General features: G+C 71.5%; 15 protein-coding genes. 8 read left to right on the top strand and 7 right to left on the bottom strand.

Annotation, left to right across the window (positions count from 1 at the left end; translation table 11 throughout):
• Positions 1-134 precede the first annotated feature (134 nt).
• Positions 135-374: a DUF397 domain-containing protein gene (locus AB0C02_RS05725; RefSeq protein WP_357541536.1), complete on the bottom strand. Its 240-nt coding sequence runs from the start codon at positions 372-374 to the stop codon at positions 135-137.
• Positions 375-447: 73 nt separating this feature from the next.
• Positions 448-1,428 carry a helix-turn-helix transcriptional regulator gene (locus tag AB0C02_RS05730; RefSeq protein WP_357541538.1) on the bottom strand — a complete coding sequence of 327 codons (981 nt, stop codon included), beginning with the start codon at positions 1,426-1,428 and terminating at the stop codon, positions 448-450.
• 201 nt (positions 1,429-1,629) lie between these two features.
• Here AB0C02_RS05730 and AB0C02_RS05735 point away from each other — a divergent pair, with 201 nt between their 5' ends.
• On the top strand, positions 1,630-2,922 hold the full coding sequence (locus AB0C02_RS05735) for an MFS transporter (RefSeq protein ID WP_357541540.1): 1,293 nt from the start codon (positions 1,630-1,632) through the stop codon (positions 2,920-2,922).
• A gap of 35 nt (positions 2,923-2,957) precedes the next feature.
• Here the strand turns inward: AB0C02_RS05735 and AB0C02_RS05740 are convergent, their stop codons facing one another.
• Positions 2,958-3,200, bottom strand: coding sequence for a mycoredoxin (locus tag AB0C02_RS05740; protein WP_357541542.1), 243 nt, complete (start codon positions 3,198-3,200; stop codon positions 2,958-2,960).
• A gap of 93 nt (positions 3,201-3,293) precedes the next feature.
• Between AB0C02_RS05740 and AB0C02_RS05745 the strand changes: the two genes are divergently transcribed.
• The 3 genes from AB0C02_RS05745 (at position 3,294) to AB0C02_RS05755 (ending at position 6,336) form a co-directional block, all read left to right on the top strand.
• Positions 3,294-5,447: an ATP-dependent DNA helicase UvrD2 gene (locus tag AB0C02_RS05745; RefSeq protein ID WP_357541544.1), complete on the top strand. Its 2,154-nt coding sequence runs from the start codon at positions 3,294-3,296 to the stop codon at positions 5,445-5,447.
• Positions 5,448-5,577: 130 nt separating this feature from the next.
• On the top strand, positions 5,578-5,829 hold the full coding sequence (locus tag AB0C02_RS05750) for a hypothetical protein (protein WP_357541546.1): 252 nt from the start codon (positions 5,578-5,580) through the stop codon (positions 5,827-5,829).
• A gap of 141 nt (positions 5,830-5,970) precedes the next feature.
• Positions 5,971-6,336: a WhiB family transcriptional regulator gene (locus AB0C02_RS05755; protein ID WP_357541548.1), complete on the top strand. Its 366-nt coding sequence runs from the start codon at positions 5,971-5,973 to the stop codon at positions 6,334-6,336.
• 343 nt (positions 6,337-6,679) lie between these two features.
• Here AB0C02_RS05755 and AB0C02_RS05760 read toward each other — a convergent pair whose 3' ends face one another.
• From AB0C02_RS05760 to AB0C02_RS05770, 3 genes are all read right to left on the bottom strand, one after another.
• The gene (locus AB0C02_RS05760; protein ID WP_357541550.1) at positions 6,680-8,026 is read right to left on the bottom strand and encodes an AarF/ABC1/UbiB kinase family protein; all 1,347 of its coding nucleotides are present in this window, start codon (positions 8,024-8,026) and stop codon (positions 6,680-6,682) included.
• Between the two features lie 10 nt (positions 8,027-8,036).
• On the bottom strand, positions 8,037-9,155 hold the full coding sequence (locus tag AB0C02_RS05765) for a TOMM precursor leader peptide-binding protein (protein WP_357541552.1): 1,119 nt from the start codon (positions 9,153-9,155) through the stop codon (positions 8,037-8,039).
• A gap of 235 nt (positions 9,156-9,390) precedes the next feature.
• Positions 9,391-9,558 carry a DUF5679 domain-containing protein gene (locus tag AB0C02_RS05770; protein ID WP_012014940.1) on the bottom strand — a complete coding sequence of 56 codons (168 nt, stop codon included), beginning with the start codon at positions 9,556-9,558 and terminating at the stop codon, positions 9,391-9,393.
• Between the two features lie 466 nt (positions 9,559-10,024).
• On the opposite strand from AB0C02_RS05770, the gene AB0C02_RS05775 reads away from it, so the two are divergent.
• Both AB0C02_RS05775 and AB0C02_RS05780 read left to right on the top strand, forming a co-directional pair.
• Positions 10,025-10,546: a M48 family metallopeptidase gene (locus AB0C02_RS05775; RefSeq protein WP_357541554.1), complete on the top strand. Its 522-nt coding sequence runs from the start codon at positions 10,025-10,027 to the stop codon at positions 10,544-10,546.
• A gap of 19 nt (positions 10,547-10,565) precedes the next feature.
• A complete protein-coding gene (locus AB0C02_RS05780) occupies positions 10,566-11,255 on the top strand; it encodes a hypothetical protein (protein WP_357541556.1) in 690 nt (229 codons plus the stop codon).
• A 104-nt stretch (positions 11,256-11,359) separates the two neighbouring features.
• On the opposite strand, the gene AB0C02_RS05785 is transcribed toward AB0C02_RS05780, so the two are convergent.
• Entirely contained in the window at positions 11,360-12,553 is a 1,194-nt protein-coding gene (locus AB0C02_RS05785) for a zinc-dependent metalloprotease (RefSeq protein ID WP_357541814.1), read from the bottom strand.
• 185 nt (positions 12,554-12,738) lie between these two features.
• Here AB0C02_RS05785 and AB0C02_RS05790 point away from each other — a divergent pair, with 185 nt between their 5' ends.
• Together AB0C02_RS05790 and AB0C02_RS05795 are read left to right on the top strand one after the other, a co-directional pair.
• The gene (locus AB0C02_RS05790) at positions 12,739-13,752 is read left to right on the top strand and encodes a PDZ domain-containing protein (RefSeq protein WP_357541558.1); all 1,014 of its coding nucleotides are present in this window, start codon (positions 12,739-12,741) and stop codon (positions 13,750-13,752) included.
• 124 nt (positions 13,753-13,876) lie between these two features.
• On the top strand, positions 13,877-16,846 hold the full coding sequence (locus AB0C02_RS05795) for a UPF0182 family protein (protein ID WP_357541560.1): 2,970 nt from the start codon (positions 13,877-13,879) through the stop codon (positions 16,844-16,846).
• The last annotated feature ends 98 nt before the right edge of the window (positions 16,847-16,944 follow it).

Raw genomic sequence — 16,944 nt, forward strand, 5'->3', positions numbered from 1 at the left:
TCCCAGCAAGTGAAACTCGACGATCGTTCTCGGGCGTCAACTGATCGGAGGAGCCCAGGTCAGCGTTGTTGTCGGTGGTGGACGCACGACGGGGCCGCCGGCGCGACGCCGACGGCCCCGAGGTGCTGGGTGGGTCACTTCAACGCGAACTGCCCGTTCTTCGCGCCGGTGATGAAGCCCAGCCATCCGGCCCGGTTGAACAGCAGCACCGGACCGCTCGGGTCCTTGCTGTCCCGGAGCGCCACCGCGGCCGGCCCGGTACGCAGTGGCGCGATCTCCACGCAGTTCGAGGTCTGGCTGCGGGTGCTCTTGCACCAGCCGGCGCCGGCGAGCTGCCGCGCGAGGTCGGACGAGTTGTTGCGGATCTCGTTCATGGTTCTGCTCCTGGTCTTGGAGTGCTCCGATGGGGACGAGTGACGCCGCGTGGGACGGCCAGGTCCGCGTGGATCACCGTTCCGTTGTCAGGCGCCCCGAGCCGTGGCGACGCTGGGTCGGCGCCGTTGCCGGCCTGAGCGCCGCGGTGGGCTCGACTGCCGTTTCGGTCAGCCGTCCCGTCGCCTCGATGAGCCAGGAGAGGGTGTCCGATGCGGAGAGCGCCGCCGAGCGTAGCCACTCGAACACCACTTTATAGCGATTTAGGGTGTTTGCCTCGGTCGACATGACGTCGGTGAACCCACCTTCGATGGCCAACGTCTCCGGGTCGAGCGGATCGGCGAACCGGTAGACCGAGAAGGCGGTCGGTGGGAGGTACCAGTCGCCGACCCGGGTGTCCCGCAGCAGCAGGTGCAGCGTCACGTTCGGCAGCATGGCCAGCTCGCAGAGGTGGCCGATCTGCTCGTGCAGCACCTCGCGCGGGCCGGCCCGCCGGCCGAGGGCTGCCTCCTCCAGCACCACCGTGTAGCGCGGCGCATCGGGGGATCGGGTCAGCAGCGCCTGGCGGGCCTGTCGGGCGCGTACCTCGGTCTCCGGATCCTCGGCATCCGGATCGCCGGCCTGCTCCGCGACCCGGGACGCGGAGCTGATCCGGTGCCGGGCGTAGCCGGGGGTCTGGAGCAGCCCGGGGACCAGCACCGGGTTGTACTCCGAGATCTCGGCGCAGCCCGCCTCCAGTTCGGCGAAGGCGCGCTGCTGCTGGGTCATCACCGGGAAGTTGCGCAGCCAGCCGCGCATGTCGCCGGCCTCCAGGGTGATCCCCAGCAGTTCCTCGCGTAGCTCGTCGGCCGCGCCGTAGAGGGTCAGCAGGACGGCGACATCGTCCGGGTCCGGGCGGCTGCGCCCATTCTCCAGTCGGGACAGCTTGGACGCGGAGGCCCAGCCGATCCGCTCGATGACCTGGTCGCCAGTGAAGCCGGTCAGCTCACGCAGCCGGCGCAACTCGGTACCGAGCCTGCGACGGCGCAGGATCGGGCCTGGTGCGGCAGGAGGCACGGGTGCCCTCTTTCCGTCGACCGCCGCGGGACGCGACGGTAACTGTATGAAGTTCGCCCCCCACGGTCAGTATGGACGGCGCGACCGGTGTCGGAGGTTCCGGCGAAGGCGTGTCTCGAAACTAAAAGAGGGCCCACCCAGTCCGGACGGAACGTCTGGCCGGGCATCTACCCTCGACACACCCCCGCCGGAGGGAACCTGATGCGCATCGTGCTGCGCCGCCCTGACTTCCGCCTGCTCTTCGTCGCCCTGCTGGCCAGTATGGCGGCCGAGTCGGTCCTGCTGCTGGCCCTCGCCGTGTGGGTGAAGGACCTGACCGGCTCGGACGGCATGGCCGGGGCGACCATCTTCGCGATCATCGCGCCGATGATGCTGGCGCCGCTGGTCGGCTGGATTGTCGACCGGTACCGCCGCCGGCCCTTCTTCGTGGCCGCCAACCTCGGCACGGCGGTGCTGCTCGCGCCGCTCTTCGCGGTCCACGACCGCGCCGATATCTGGATCATCTACGCGGTGGCCGCCTGCTACGGCCTGTCGTACATCGCGTTGAGCGCGGCCCTGAGCGGGCTGATCCGACAGCTGGTGCCGAGCGAGCTGCTGGCCGACGCGAACGGGGTGCTGCAGACCTTCCGGCAGGGTCTGCGGCTGATCGGTCCGCTCGCCGGGGCCGGGCTCTACGCCGCGGTCGGGGGGTGGCTGCTGGTCGCCCTCGCCATGACCGGCTTCCTCGCCGCCGCGGCCGTGGTCGGCCTGCTCCGGGTCGCCGAGTCCGGGCCGTCCGGTGCCGACCTGCGGTGGCCGGCCGAGCTGGGTGCCGGCCTGCGGCACCTGGCCGGCGAGCCCGCGCTGCGCCGCGCCCTGCTCGGCTACGGGCTCGGCTCGCTGGTGATGGGCTTCACCGAGTCGCTGATCTTCGCGTACGTCGACCTGGGACTGCGCCGGGAGGCCGCGTTCGTCGGCGTGCTCGTCACCGTGCAGGGCATCGGCGGGCTGCTCGGTGGGCTCGTCTCGGCCACCGTGGTACGCCGGGTCGGTGAGGTGGGGGCGCTCGCCGCCGGGGTGACCTTCTTCGGGCCGGCCGCGTTGGCGCTGGCGTATCCCCGGCTCTGGCTCGGCGTGGTGGCGCTGCTGCTGGCCGGGGTGTCCCTGCCGCTGACCATGGTGGGGCTCAACACGCTCGTCCAGCGGCGCACCCCGCCGGGGTTGCTGGGTCGGGTCGCCGCGGCCTCCGAGGCGTTGGTCAGCGGCCCGCAGGCGCTCTCCATCGGCACCGGCGCCCTGCTCGTCGGCGTCTTCGACTACCGCCTGCTCTTCGCCCTGGTCGGGATGGTCACCACCGCCGCCGGCGTCTACCTCTGGCACCACCGCCGCCTAACCCCACCCGCACCACCCCACCCCCCGCTACCCCCCCACCCCCACATCCCCGCCCCGCGCCGCCCGTCACCTCCCGGTGATCATGAGGTTGCCGTGGCGGCACGCCGGTCCCGAGGCCGCTAACCTCATGATCACCGGCGATCGGGACGGGGTGGGGGTCAGCTGGGGAGGGTGGAGAGGTGGTGCTTGACCTGGGTGATGGAGGGGTTGGTGAGGGCGCTGCCGTCGGTGAAGCGCAGGGTCGGGACGGTCTGGTTGCCGCCGTTGACGCTCATCACGAACTCCGCGGCCTGCGGGTCCTGCTCGATGTCGACCACCTCGTACGCGATGCCCTCCCGGTCGAGCTGCGACTTCAGCCGGTGGCAGTAGCCGCACCACGGGGTCGAATACATCGTCAACATGGTCAGATCCTCCAAGGGGGATGGCTCGCGCCCGGCCCGATCAGGCCAGGCTAACCGCTTCAACATCGTCGGCGGCTGGGATGATTCCTCGCTGTGGGGGTTCACTCAGCGGCGGAACGGGTGCTGGCCGGTCTGGATCCGGAGCAGCGGTCCGCGGTGACCGCACCGGCCGGCCCGGTCTGCATCCTGGCCGGCGCCGGCACCGGCAAGACCCGGGCGGTGACCGCGCGGATCGCCCACCGCGCGCTCACCGGTGAGATCTCCGCCCGGCACGTGCTGGCGGTCACCTTCACCGCCCGCGCCGCCGCCGAGATGCGACACCGAATCGCCCTGATCGGGGTGCAGGGTGTGCAGGCGCGGACTTTTCATGCGGCCGCGCTGCGCCAGGTGCGCTACTTCGCGCCCCGGCTGCTGGAGGGGCGCGCCATGCCGGAGCTGCTGGACAGCAAGGTCCGGATCGTCACCCTGGCCGCCGCCAAGGTGGGCCTGCGCGCCGACCGGGCCGCCGCCCGCGACCTCGCCGGTGAGATCGAGTGGGCCAAGTCGTCCCTGGTCGAGCCCGGGGAGTACGTGGTGGCCGCGACCAAGGCGCTGCGCGAGACCCCGCACGAGCCGGCGAAGGTGGCCGAGGTCTTCGCCGCGTACGAGCGGCTCAAGCGCGGCAACGGCGTGATCGACTTCGAGGACCTGCTGCGTGCCGCGGTCTGGGGCATCGAGGAGCACGCCGACGTGGCCGAGCAGGTACGCGGCCAGTACCGGCACTTCGTCGTCGACGAGTACCAGGACGTCAACCCGCTCCAGCAGCGGCTGCTGGACGCCTGGCTCGGCGGCCGGGACGACCTCACCGTGGTCGGCGACGCCAGTCAGACGATCTACTCGTTCACCGGGGCGACCTCGTCGTACCTGGTCGATTTTCCGCGCCGGCACCGCGCCGCCACGGTGGTCCGGCTGTTCCGCGACTACCGCTCGACGCCGCAGGTCGTCGGGCTGGCAAACGCGGTGATCTCGCAGGCCCGGGGCGCCGAGGCCCGGCTACGGCTGGAGCTGCACGGCCAGCGCCCGCCGGGCCCGGAACCCGAGCTGCGGATCTTCACCGACGAGCCGGCCGAGGCCAACGCGGTGGCCGCCCGCTGCCGGGCGCTGATAGACAGCGGGACCCCGGCCCGGGAGATCGCGGTGCTGTTCCGCACCAACGCGCAGTCCGAGGCGTACGAGAAGGCGCTCACCGAGGCGCGGGTGCCGTATCAGGTGCAGGGGGCGGAACGCTTCTTCGAGCGGCCCGAGGTGCGGCAGGCGATGGTGGCGCTGCGCGCCGCCACCCGCTCGATCGACGGCTCGATCCCGCTGCCGGCCGCCGTGGTCGAGGGGCTCGCCGCCGTCGGCTGGGCGCCCGATGCGCCCCCGCCCGGCGGCGCCGCCCGCGAGCGGTGGGAGGCGCTCGCCGCTCTGGTCCAGCTCGCCGAGGAGTACGCCGCCACGCCCGAGGTGGTGCCGATCGGGGAGGCCGCCGCGATCGAGCGCCCGGTGACCCTGGCCGACTTCAACGAGGAGTTGGCCCGGCGGGCGGCCCAGCAGCACGTACCCACGGTGGAGGGGGTGACGCTCGCCTCGCTGCACTCCGCCAAGGGCCTGGAGTGGGATGCGGTCTTCCTGGTCGGGCTCGTCGAGGGCACCCTGCCCACCTCCTACGCGAAGACCACCGAGCAGGTTGAGGAGGAGCGGCGGCTGCTCTACGTCGGGATCACCCGGGCGCGGGAGTGGCTCTGGCTGTCGTACGCCGTTTCCCGCTCGCCGGGCGGACGGGCCCGGCGGCCCTCCCGGTTCCTGCCGCAGCTGGACCGCTCGGGCGGCGGCGAGCGGGCCGGTGCCGGCGCGGCCCGGCGGACCGAGCGGCGCCGGATCCAGGTGGTCTCCTGCCGGATCTGCGGCGCCACCCTGCTCGCCGGGGCGGATCGCAAGCTGGGGCGCTGCCCGACGTGCCCGTCCGACCTGGACGAGGAGCTGTACGAGCGGCTGCGCGAGTGGCGGCAGCGGGTGGCCGAGGCGCAGCGGGTGCCGGCGTACGTGGTCTTCACCGATGCGACGCTCACCGCACTGGCCGAGCGGAGGCCCGGACGCAGCGAGGAGCTCATCGCGATCGCGGGAATCGGCCCCCGCAAACTGGGACTTTACGGTGATACCGTGCTGGCCCTGGTGGCGGGCGCGGCGGTGGACGATGTCTGCCCACAGAAAAGTTTCGAGATCTAGCCGTAAATCGTTTGCCCTCGCCCTGAGGCGAGGAATAGCCTCAGGACACACCTCGCGAGCGGCGTCATTCTGGCTGCTCACGAGGGACGAGTCCACGGTCGGCACGAGGAAAGTCAGGGAGGTGGCACCAATGGAGATCTTCATCTACGAGCGTCCGGCGGCGATGCCAGCTGCCTACGTTCCGCTGTCGGCCGTCCGGGTGGCCCTTGCCGCTCGACCGTCGGTCTCGCAGCCGCACCAGGCCCAGGTTCAGGCCGAGCTGAACCTTGCCGTGGCGCCGCTGGCGGGGATCGAGGGGACCAGTGGCTTCACGGGCATGGGCATCGGCGCCAAGAAGCGCACGGATGTCCGCGGTGTTCCACCTCGAGGTAGACCGGTCTGATCCATCAGACCACCGGCTCACCTCGAGGCCGCGGAACCCGCAACCGGGATCCGCGGCCTCAGTTTTTTTGCACCGCCGTAATGCCGAAGTACGTCGGAGATGCGATCCACGAGATCGAAGTGAGAGAGAGGTGACCGGAGGATGAGTCTGGCGTTGGCCCCGCTCGACGTGAGCGTCGAGTTGGAGGCGAACCTGCCCTGCCGGAAGTTCGACCCCGACCTGTGGTTCTCTGACTCGCCCACCGAGCTTGAGCTGGCCAAGTCGCTCTGCGGGGACTGCCCGCTGCGCGTCGAGTGCCTCGCCGGTGCGGTGGAGCGGGCCGAGCCGTGGGGAGTCTGGGGCGGCGAGATCTTCGAGCGTGGCGCGGTCGTCCCGCGCAAGCGGCCCCGTGGCCGTCCGCGCAAGGAGGACCTCGCCCGCGACGCCCAGCTCCGGGTCGAGGCCGAGGCGCGACTGGTGGCCAATGGGCTGTCCGAGTCGCGCAACGCGGTCCGGCTGGCAGCCTGACACACCCCGTTCCACACGTTCCCGCCGGTGATCCACCGGCCGAGAGAAAGTCGAAACCGATGATGCACCTGCCGAATGGAACCGAGATGCAACTACTTCACGAAGCGTTGTCCCGGGCTCGAATGCCCCGGCCTCAGGCCGGTCGCACCACCACGAGCACTGAGGCAACCCGTTCCGCCCGTACCGTCGCCATGAAGAGCCACACCCGATCGGCTCGCGACCTGGGCGTTCTCTAGGTCCTACCAGTACGACGGGGGCGGTGGCCGGATGGCCACCGCCCCCGTGGCGTAAGGCGACGCCCCGTGCGGGACGGCCGCCGCGCCCAGCCCACCAGTGGGGGCGTTCAGCTCACCGGGGCGAAGCCGGGCAGCCAGCGTTCCAGGATCGCCCGGTAGGGCGCCTTCGCCTCCAACTGGCAGAGCACCCCGATCGAGCCCAGCGTCACCCGGTGGATCAGCAGGTAGGACGGGGGCAGATTGAGCTTGCGGCTCAGCTGGAACGAGGGCGACCGAGGACTGGCCAGGCGGGTGGCCTCGGCACGCAGCCAGGCCCGGGTGAACCGGAACTCCTCCTCGGCGACCGGGGTCAGCATCGGCTGGAGCCACTCCAGTAGCGCCTGCGCGTCGATCGGCTCGGTCTGGCTGACGAAGCCCTCCTCGCGCAGCCCGGCCACCACCGCGTCCGCCTCACCGCGCAGCGCCATCCCGGCGAGCCGGCCGATCGGCTCGGGGGTGCCCTCCGGCATCCGCGCCACCGCGCCGAAGTCGATCACGCCGAGCCGGCCGTCGGGGAGCAGTCGGAAATTGCCCGGATGCGGGTCGGCGTGCAGCAGCCCAACGCGCATCGGGGCGGACAGGTGCAGCTCGGCCATCAGCCGCCCGGCCTGGTCGCGCTGCTCCTCGGTCCCGTTGCGGATGATCTCCGCGAGCGGGATGCCCGCCACCCACTCGGTGATCAGCACTCGGGGCGCGGCGTCCAGCACGGCCGGAATGAAGATCTGCGGGTCGTCGGCGTACGCCGCGGCGAAGGCGCGCTGTGACTCGGCCTCCAGCTCGTAGTCCAGCTCCTCGGTGATCCGTTCGCGCAGCTCGACCAGGAGCGGCTTGACGTCCAGCCCGGGCTGGATCGCGCGGAACATCCCGCCCAGCCGGGAGAGCTGCTTCAGATCGGCGAGCAGGGCGTCTCCGGCACCCGGGTACTGGATCTTCACGGCGACGTCCCGGTGTTGCGGTGCGCCGCTCGGGCCGTACCCCGGGTCCCGCCAGACCGCGTGGTGCACCTGGCCGATGCTGGCGGCGGCGGCCGGGGTGTCGTCGAACTCCACGAAGCGGTCCCGCCAGCCCGACCCGAGCTGCTCGGCCAGCACCTTGTGCACGGTCGCCGCGGGCAGCGGCGGGGCGGCCTCCTGGAGCTTGGTGAGCGCCTGACGGTAGGGGCCGGCGATCTCCTCGGGCAGGGCCGCCTCGAAGACCGACAGCGCCTGGCCGAACTTCATCGCCCCGCCCTTGAGCTGCCCCAGCACGCTGAACAGTTGCTCGGCGGTGCGCTGCTGGATCTCGGCGGAGATGACGTCGGACGCGAGCCCGGTGACCCGCTTGCCCATGCCGAGGACGGTCCGGCCGGCGAAGCCGAGCGGCAGAGCGGCGAGCTTGGCGGTCCGGGACACGGCCCGGCGCGGGATGTCGGTCACCCGGTCATTGTTACCGACTTGACGGGCCCGCTGCTGGTGCGAGCCGGGAGCGGGTGGTGCCGATTCGGCTCGAACGACGCCCCGAGCACTCGCAGGACGGGTGGGGCGGCCATCGGCGGCGGCGGAGCCGACCGGCCCCGGCGATCTCGACGGCGCAGCCGAGGGTCTCCGGGGTGCCGCCGTCGAGGTGGGCCAGCACCTCCGCCGCCGCGTACGCCACCGCCGCCAGACGGGTGGTGGCGGCGCACGGGCGATCGGACCCGTCGGCCGCGAGCTGGGCGGCGAGCGCCGGCCAGTCCGGGTCACGGTCCACCCGGTGCAGGTCGAGACAGTTCAGGCAGGGACCGGCCGGTGGCCGTACCAGCGGGCCGACCACCGGCACGCCACCGCGCAGGTCGACCAGGAGGTGGGGCTGGCGGCGCTGCGCGTACCGGGCGGCCAGCAGGGCAGCGGGCCGGTCCGTGCCGAGCTGGACCACCAGGTCGACGCAGCCCCGTCGGAGCGGCAGCGGGCCGGTCTCCGTCCCTGGCGTGCACCGGCCGAGCGCGCCACGGATGGCCGGGGCCAGCGGTCGGCCCAGCTCCGCAGCGGTCAGGCCGGACCCGACCAGGTCACTCGGGCGGACCGGGCCGGCCAGGTCGGGTGCCACGTGGCCGACACCCGCCTGGGCCAGCGCGACGGCGATCGCTCCGCCGAGCCGGCCGGCGCCGGTGATCAGCACCCGGGCCGTCCGGCGACGGCGCAGCACCTGGGCCGGCGTGCCGGCCAGCCCGGCGGTGGTCAGGGACAGGGCCTCGGCCTCACCGGCCAGCCGGGCCCGGACCGGCCCGGCGAGGTCGCGGGGAAGCAGGCTGTGCGCTGGTACGACGAGACCCGCGGCCCGCAGCGTGTCCAGCAGGATCCGGGCCTCGTCCGGCGCCACCTGGGTCGTGGCCGCGTACGTGAGGACGGCCCGCTCGCTGCGGGTGCCGTCCAACAGGTCGAGCAGGCGGGCGGCCCGGGGATTGGCCACCTCCAGCAGGACGGCCCGCCCGGGCTCGAGCCCGAGCTGCAGGGTGTGTCGGTCCCGCCAGAGCCGGGTCAGGCCCGGCAGGAGGGTGGGACGGGCGAGGGGAGTGCGGCCGGTCATGCCACGAATCGTGGCCGTGTCCACGCGGTCCGTCGATCGTTGTCCACAGGTGCGCCTGGCCGCATCCAGGGCTGTCCACAGATAGAACCGGCTTATCCACAACCGGGCGGTAACCAGTGTCGGTCAGCCGACAGTCCGGGCCCCGAACGTGACGTGGGGGAGGGCGGCCACCGGCCACCCTCCCCCGCGTGGCGAGGGCGTCGGCGGACTCATGCCCTGCCGGCACCCTCGCAAATCAGACCTTGGCCTTGCCGAGGATGCGGTTCACTGTTGTGCCGCACACCGGGCACTTGCCCTTGGCCATGTTCATGCCGGTCTTCGAGACCTCCACGCGCCCCTCGAAGTCCCGCTTCTCCTTGCACTTCACGCAGTAACCGTTGTAGGTCTGGGCCTGGTCGGCCACGCTAGCCCTCCTCATCTCGTCCGCCGAGCACGGCCGGCGGGTTTCCCTGCGGCGGGCCACGCGTGGCTCCGGCGCCGGGGGGTTCTCCGCGGTCACGCGCGTGACCGCTGGTTGGCGGACCCTACCCAGCTCTGGGTGGTTCCATGTCAGCTGTGCGTCGACTCTGTGAGCTAGCCGACGACGAGAGTGTGCATGCCGAGTTAGGTCGGATAAGTCAGTTTGGCGGGGACACGCCGGGTGAATGCCCTCAGATTCCCCTTCGGGTGGCCCCGCGTGCGGCCCCTTCCGTAGATCACCTAACGTGTGCGGGCGTCGGCGGGTGGCGGCCGTAAAGAAAATTTTCGGGACCTTTGGTAACCAACCGTCACTTTCTGGGCGCATGTCGTCGTGTTGGCTCTTGCGGATCCCTGGTCAGTGCGCATTAGCTTGCCTTCGTGACAGTCATCCGAGGCTGCGCGGACCAGTGATGGCCGGGACGCGGAAGCCGGTCGTCGAGGTGCGGCGCAGTCAGCGCCGGCGACGCACGGTGTCTGCGTACCGGGACGGGGAACGGGTCGTGGTGCTCATCCCTGACCAGTTCTCCCGCGCCGAGGAGAGCGAGTGGGTCGACCGGATGCTGGCCCGGCTGGCCGCCCGCGAGGGCCGGCTCGCCCGCTCCGACGCGGAGCTGCTCGCCCGGGCCACCCGCCTGATCAACCTCTACCTGCCCGAGCACGGTGCCACGGTCGTCCCGGCCAGCGTCCGCTGGGTCACCAACCAGAACGGCCGCTGGGGCTCCTGCACCCCCGCCGATCGCACCATCCGGATCTCCCACCGCATCCAGGAAATGCCCGACTGGGTGATCGACTACGTGCTCCTGCACGAGTTGACGCACCTGATCGTGCCCAGCCACAACGACCAGTTCTGGGACCTCGTCGGCCGATATCCGAAGACCGAGCGGGCCCGTGGCTACCTGGAGGGCGTCGCCTCCGTCGCCCTCGCCGGTTGAGGACCGTTAGGGTCGGAGCGTGGCTCGACGCGTGGTGGTGGCGTTGCTCGCTCCGGTGGGCTGGACGCCGCCGGGGATCGATTCGACGCGGTGGCGTACCGCGCTCGCCGAGGATGTCGTGGACCTGCTCGCCACGCTCAACGAGGTGGAGACCGCGGTGGCGGTGACGCCGGCGGACCGCTGGCTGGCCGAGGCCGTGGTCTGGCCGGGCACCGCCGTGTACGAGGTGCCGGAACCGACCGTCAACGCGGTCTTCGCCGCCCTGCCCGGCGCCGACCGGGGCGCCGCGCCGACACCCGATGCCGTGGCAGCGCGGGACGGTGCCGCGCCGACGCGGGACGGCGCCGCGCCGGCCGGGTACGACCAGGCGGCCGTGGTGGTCGCCGATGCGCCCGACCTGCCCGGGCTCACCCTCGGCAAGCTGCTGCGACCGCTGTCCAGCCGCCCGGTGGCGGTCGCCCCGCTGGAGGGCAGCGGTCCCGGCCTGCTCGGGGTGGCGGCCCGGCTGCCCGTACCGGAATGGTTGCCGGCGGTGGATCTGGACACGGCCGCGCCGGCCGACGTGCGCTCGGCCGCCCCGCGCCCCGGCGACGTGGCCGTCACCGCAGGCTGGCGTCGGCTGCGCGGCCCGGCCGACCTGGCCACCCTCGACCCGGCCCTCGACGGCTGGGACGCCACCCGCGCCGTCCTCTCCGGTCGCGCGGGCTGAGACCCGCCAAGATCCGCACAACTTCTGGGAAATAGTGGCCTCGGCTCGCTGCTGAGACCACTACTTCCGTGATGTTGTGCGGATCTTGGCGTGCGGGGTGGGGATCAGGAGGACTCGGGTGGGGGCTGCTCCTCCGGGGCGCCGGGGGCGGTGAAGTCGAAGTTGGCCAGTTCCTCATCCAGGTCGCTGCTCATCGCGGCGAACGCCGCCGGGTTGGCGAAGTCGTCGTCCGAGGGGAGCAGGTCGGGGTGGCCCCAGATCGCGTCCCGGCCGGCGATGCCGCGGTGCTCGGTCAGCGCCGACCAGAGCGCGGCCGCCTCGCGCAGCCGGCGGGGCCGCAGCTCCAGGCCGACCAGGGCGGCGAAGGTCTGTTCGGCCGGCCCGCCCGCAGCCCGACGCCGGCGGAACGCCTCGCCGAGGCGTACGACGTTGGGCAGCCGCTCACCGGCGGCGCTGTCGACGACGTGGCACACCCAACCCTCGACCAGGGCGAGCACGGTCTCCAACCGGGCCAGACTGGCCTTCTGCGCGGGCGTGTCCTCCGGGGTGAAGATGCCCTCCAGGGCGATCGCCTGCATCGACTCCGGGTCGGTCGGATCGACCCGGCCCAGTGCCTCCTCGATCGCCTCCCGGTTGACCCGGATGCCGGCGGCGTAGTTCTCCACCGCGGTGAACACGTGCCCACGCAGCCACGGCACGTGCTGGAAGAGCCGCTGGTGGGCGGCCTCGCGCAGGGCCACGTAGAGGCGCACCTCGTCCTCGGGCAGCTCCAGGCCCTCACCGTACGCCCGGATGTTGGCCGGGACGAGCGCGGCGGTGCCGGCCGGGCCGAGCGGCAGGCCGATGTCGCCGGCGGAGAGCACCTCGGCGGCGAGCGAGCCGAGCGCCTGGCCGAGTTGGCCGCCGAAGAGCGCGCCGCCCAGCGTGGCGACCATCGACTGCATCGGGCCGAGCTGGGCCCGGGCCTCCGGCGGCACCAGATCCCCCATCGCGCCGACCATTCGGCTGGCCACCGGGTCGCAGAGCTTGCGCCAGACGTCGAGGGTCTTGTAGATCCACTCGTTGCGGTTCCAGGCGACGGACGTCCGGATGCCGGAGGGCCACGAGGTGGCCGGCTCCAGCCAGAGATCGGCGATGCGCAGCGCCTCTTCGACCGCGTTGCGTTCGAACGGCGACACCGCCGGGTCGCCGGCGGCGGCGAGCTGACTCGCGGCCACCTGCCGGGCGAGGTCCCAGTTGACCGGCCCGCTGCCCGGCGCGGAGAGCAGGTGCTGCAACTGCGCCATGAACTGCTGCATCTGCGCGGGATCGTTGGGGTCTGGTGGTTGCCCACCCGGGAGCGCGAAGCCGAACGGAATATCAGGCACGTCGTCTACGGTACGCGCGCTGCGCCGCAGGTCGCGCCCGCCGGCGTTGCGCTGAGGGCGAAGTCCGCCGGATCGTCGCGCCGGGCGGCCGTGCCCGGCTCGGTACGCTCTGCCGCATGAGACGTCGCGGCGTGACCGTACTCCTCGGTGCACTGCTCACCGCCCTGCTCAGCGTCGGTGCGTTGAGCGTGCCCATCCCGTACGTGGTGCTCGGTCCCGGCCCGACGGTCAACACCCTCGGCACCTCGAACGGCAAGGAGATCATCGAGGTCACCGGCCGGGCGACCGCCACCCCCGCCGGGCAGTTGCGGCTCACCACGGTCGGGGTGCAGCCCACCGTCCGGCTCCGCTCGGCGCTGGCCGGCTGGTTCTCCTCCGACGAGGCGGTGGTGCCCCGCGAACTGGTCTACCCGCCCGGCGAGTCGCAGCAGCAGGTTGAGAAGCGCAACGCCGAGGACTTCCAGAACTCGCAGACCAGCGCGGAGACGGCTGCCTTGCGCCACCTGGGCTACCCGGTCCAGGTGCTGGTGAAGACGGTCACCCCGGGCGGGCCGTCGGTCAACGCGCTCAAGCCCGGCGACGTGCTCACCTCGGTCGACGGCCAGCAGGTGACCAGCGCCGCCCGGCTCACCGAGCTGATCCGGGCCAAGCCGGCCGGCAGCGCGCTGAAGATCGGATACACCCGGGACGGGCAGCCGGGCTCCGCCACGGTGACCAGCCGGGAGCAGGACGGCCGGCCGAGGATCGGCGTCGAGATCGACCAGCAGCAGCCGCACCCGTTCGAACTGAAGATCAATCTCGGTGACATCGGCGGGCCGAGTGCCGGGCTGATGTTCGCCCTGGGCGTCATCGACAAGCTGGAGTCGACCGACATCACCGGCGGAAAGATCATCGCCGGCACCGGCACCATCGACGACGAGGGTCGGGTCGGCCCCATCGGCGGCATCGCCCAGAAGCTGGTCGGCGCCAAGAAGGCCGGGGCGAAGGTTTTCCTGGTGCCCGCCGACAACTGCGCCGAGGCGGTCAGCAACGCGCAGCCCAACCTTCCGCTGCTCAAGGTGGCGTCGCTGGACGACGCGCTGAAGGCGCTGGAGACGTTGCGCGCCGGGGGACAGCCGACCCGCTGCTGAGCCGGTCCGGGGGGCCGTGCGGAGGATCGTGACGTGACCTTGACCCGACGTGTCCAGGAACACCCCGTACTCTGGGTGCCTGGTCGGAGCCGATCACATCAAACGTGCGGAGCCAACAGTGGTCATGCGTAGCAGCCCCCTGCCGAGGATGAGCCGACGCGGACGCGTCACGATCGGGGTCCTGATCGGGGTGTTCCTGCTCTTCACCCTGCTCGGGTGGGGAGTCAACGCGTGGACCGACTGGCTGTGGTTCGACGAGGTTCACTACACCGAGGTCTTCACCGGAGTCCTCCTCACCCGGCTGACGCTGTTCCTGCTGGTCGGTGCCGGCCTGGCGCTGATCATCGCGGGCAACCTCTGGCTGGCGTACCGACTGCGGCCCCGGCTGCGTCCGCACTCGCCCGAGCAGGCCACCCTGGAGCGCTACCGGATGCTGCTGAGCCCCCGGCTCGGCACCTGGATCGCCCTGGTCTCGGCCGTCATCGGCCTCTTCGCCGGGCTGTCGGCGCAGAGCCGGTGGGGTCAGTGGATGCTCTTCCGCAACGGCGGCAGCTTCGGCGTGACGGACCCGGAGTTCAAGGTCGACGTCGGCTTCTACGTCTTCCAGTTGCCGTTCCTGAGCTATCTGCTCGGCGTCGGCTTCACCGCGGTGGTGCTGGCCCTGCTGGGCGCGCTGGCCATGTACTACCTCTACGGCGGGGTGCGGTTGCAGGGCATCGGGGACCGGATGACCAACGCCGCCCGGGCTCACCTGAGCACGCTGGTCGCCGTCTTCGTCCTGCTCAAGGCGGTCGCGTACGTGCTGGACCAGCGGGCGATGCTGCTGGAGTACAACGAGGGCGCCAAGCTCTACGGCGCCGGCTACGCCGCGGTGAACGCCCTGCTCCCGGCGAAGGAGATCCTCGCCTGGATCGCCGTCGTGGTGGCCGTCGCGATCATCCTGTTCTCCAACGCGTGGATGCGGAACCTGGTCTGGCCCGGCATCTCGCTCGCCCTGCTCGGCGTCTCGGCGGTGGCGATCGGCGGCATCTACCCGTGGGCGGTGCAGACCTTCGAGGTGAAGCCGAGCGCCCGGGACAAGGAGGCCCCCTACATCCAGCGCAGCATCGTGGCGACCCGGGCCGCGTTCGGGCTGACCGACACGAAGAGCACGGCGTACCCGGCGAGCAACCTCGTCCCGCCGGCCAGCCTGGCCACCGACACCTCTGTGGTGTCGAACATCCGGCTGCTCGACCCGCAGTTGGTCTCCCAGACGTACACCCAGCTCCAGCAGGTCCGCGGCTTCTACGACTTCGGCGAGAAGCTGGACATCGACCGGTACACGGTGGACGGCAAGACCTCCGACTACGCGGTCGGCCTCCGGGAGATCAACTACGAGAAGCTGACCCCGCAGCAGAGCAACTGGATCAACCGGCACACCGTCTACACCCACGGGTACGGGCTGGTGGCCGCGCCGGCCAACCAGGTCTGCAACGGCGTGCCGTACTTCGTCTCGGGCTTCCTCGGCGAGCCGGCCAAGGAGACGCAGGGCTGCTCCTCGCCGACCGAGGAGATCCCGGCCGAGCAGCCGCGGATCTACTACGGCGAGCGGATGACTGACGACGACTACGCGATCGTCGGGCAGACCGGCGACCGCAACGTGGAGTTCGACCGCCCGACCTCGACCGGTGGCGAGCAGTACTACACCTACAGCGGTGAGGGCGGCGTCAAGATCGGCTCGTTCACCCGGCGGCTGCTCTTCTCGATCAAGGAGCAGGAGTCGAACTTCCTCCTCTCCGAGGCGATCAACAAGGACTCCAAGCTGCTCTACGTGCGTAACCCGCGGGACCGGGTGGAGAAGGTCGCGCCGTTCCTCACCCTGGACGGCGACCCGTACCCGGCGGTGGTGAACGGCCGGGTCCTGTGGATCATCGACGGCTACACCACGGCCGCGACCTACCCGTACGCCGACCGGGTCAACCTCCAGGTGGAGACGGCCGACGAGCTGACCGGGCGGGGCACCTTCCAGCTCGCCCGGGAGAACGTCAACTACATCCGCAACTCCGTAAAGGCGACCGTCGACGCGTACGACGGCACGGTCCGGCTGTACGCGTTCGACGACACCGACCCGGTGCTCAAGGCGTGGAACAAGGCGTTCGGCGGTGACCTGGTGCTGCCCAAGGGCGACATCCCGCCGGAGCTGTCCGCGCACTTCCGTTACCCGGCGGACCTGTTCAAAGTGCAGCGCAACCTGCTCACCCGGTTCCACGTCACCTCTCCGGGCGACTTCTACTCCGGGCAGGACTTCTGGGAGGTGCCGAACGCCCCGGACACGCCCGACAGCGGGCAGAAGCAGCCGCCGTACTACCTCTTCACCCAGTTCCCCGGGCAGGAGGGACCGCGCTTGCAGCTCACCTCCGCGGTCACCCCGAACCGCAGGCAGAACCTTGCCGCGCTGATCTCCGGGTCGTACGTCGACGGGCAGCCGCAGTTGGAGGTGCTGGAACTGCCGGACCAGACCCGGACCGGCGGCCCGGTCCAGGTGCACCAGCAGATGACCAACGACGGCGACATCCGGCAGCAGCTCAACCTGCTCTCGTCCAACCAGGCGCAGGTGCAGTACGGCAACCTGCTCTCGCTGCCCTTCGCCGACGGCATGCTTTACGTCGAGCCGGTCTACGTGAAGAGCAACCAGCAGGACGCGTTCCCGTTGCTGCAGAAGGTGCTGGTCTCGTACGGCGACGGCAGCTCGTACGTGGTGCTGGCGAACAACATCAGTGACGGCATCAAGCAGCTCGTCGAGAAGGGCAAACGGGCGTCGACCGGCACCCCACCGGCCGACCCGGGCGGCACCCCGCCGGGCGGTGACACCCCGCCGACCACCACCGAACCGGTGTTCACCGGCGAGCTGGCCCAGGCCGCCGACCGGGTGCAGAGCGCCATCGCCGAGGTCAAGGCCGCCCAGACGTCCGGTGACTTCGAGCGGTACGGCCGGGCGTTGAAGACGCTGGACGAGGCGATGACCGCGTTCCAGCGGGCGCAGGAGGCGGCCAAGCCGTCGGCCAGCGGCAGCCCGGCCGCGTCAACCTCGCCCTCGCCGTCACCGAACGGCTGACGCCGGCCCGACCCCCGTGGCCCGTGAGACCCGATGCGGTCTCGCGGGCCACGGCCGTTTTGCGTCCGATGGGGTCCGTGCGCTACGGTTAACGAGTC

Source organism: Micromonospora sp. NPDC048999, from assembly GCF_040649295.1.
Taxonomy (GTDB): Bacteria; Actinomycetota; Actinomycetes; order Mycobacteriales; family Micromonosporaceae; genus Micromonospora.

Bases quoted from the DNA above. Each gene is read 5' to 3' on its own strand.
- AB0C02_RS05725 (WP_357541536.1), bottom strand. From the start codon at position 374: ATGAACGAGATCCGCAACAACTCGTCCGACCTCGCGCGGCAGCTCGCC.
- AB0C02_RS05735 (WP_357541540.1), top strand. From the start codon at position 1,630: ATGCGCATCGTGCTGCGCCGCCCTGACTTCCGCCTGCTCTTCGTCGCC.
- AB0C02_RS05740 (WP_357541542.1), bottom strand. From the start codon at position 3,200: ATGTTGACGATGTATTCGACCCCGTGGTGCGGCTACTGCCACCGGCTG.
- AB0C02_RS05750 (WP_357541546.1), top strand. From the start codon at position 5,578: ATGGAGATCTTCATCTACGAGCGTCCGGCGGCGATGCCAGCTGCCTAC.
- AB0C02_RS05755 (WP_357541548.1), top strand. From the start codon at position 5,971: ATGAGTCTGGCGTTGGCCCCGCTCGACGTGAGCGTCGAGTTGGAGGCG.
- AB0C02_RS05765 (WP_357541552.1), bottom strand. From the start codon at position 9,155: ATGACCGGCCGCACTCCCCTCGCCCGTCCCACCCTCCTGCCGGGCCTG.
- AB0C02_RS05775 (WP_357541554.1), top strand. From the start codon at position 10,025: ATGGCCGGGACGCGGAAGCCGGTCGTCGAGGTGCGGCGCAGTCAGCGC.
- AB0C02_RS05785 (WP_357541814.1), bottom strand. From the start codon at position 12,553: ATGCAGCAGTTCATGGCGCAGTTGCAGCACCTGCTCTCCGCGCCGGGC.
- AB0C02_RS05790 (WP_357541558.1), top strand. From the start codon at position 12,739: ATGAGACGTCGCGGCGTGACCGTACTCCTCGGTGCACTGCTCACCGCC.
- AB0C02_RS05795 (WP_357541560.1), top strand. From the start codon at position 13,877: ATGCGTAGCAGCCCCCTGCCGAGGATGAGCCGACGCGGACGCGTCACG.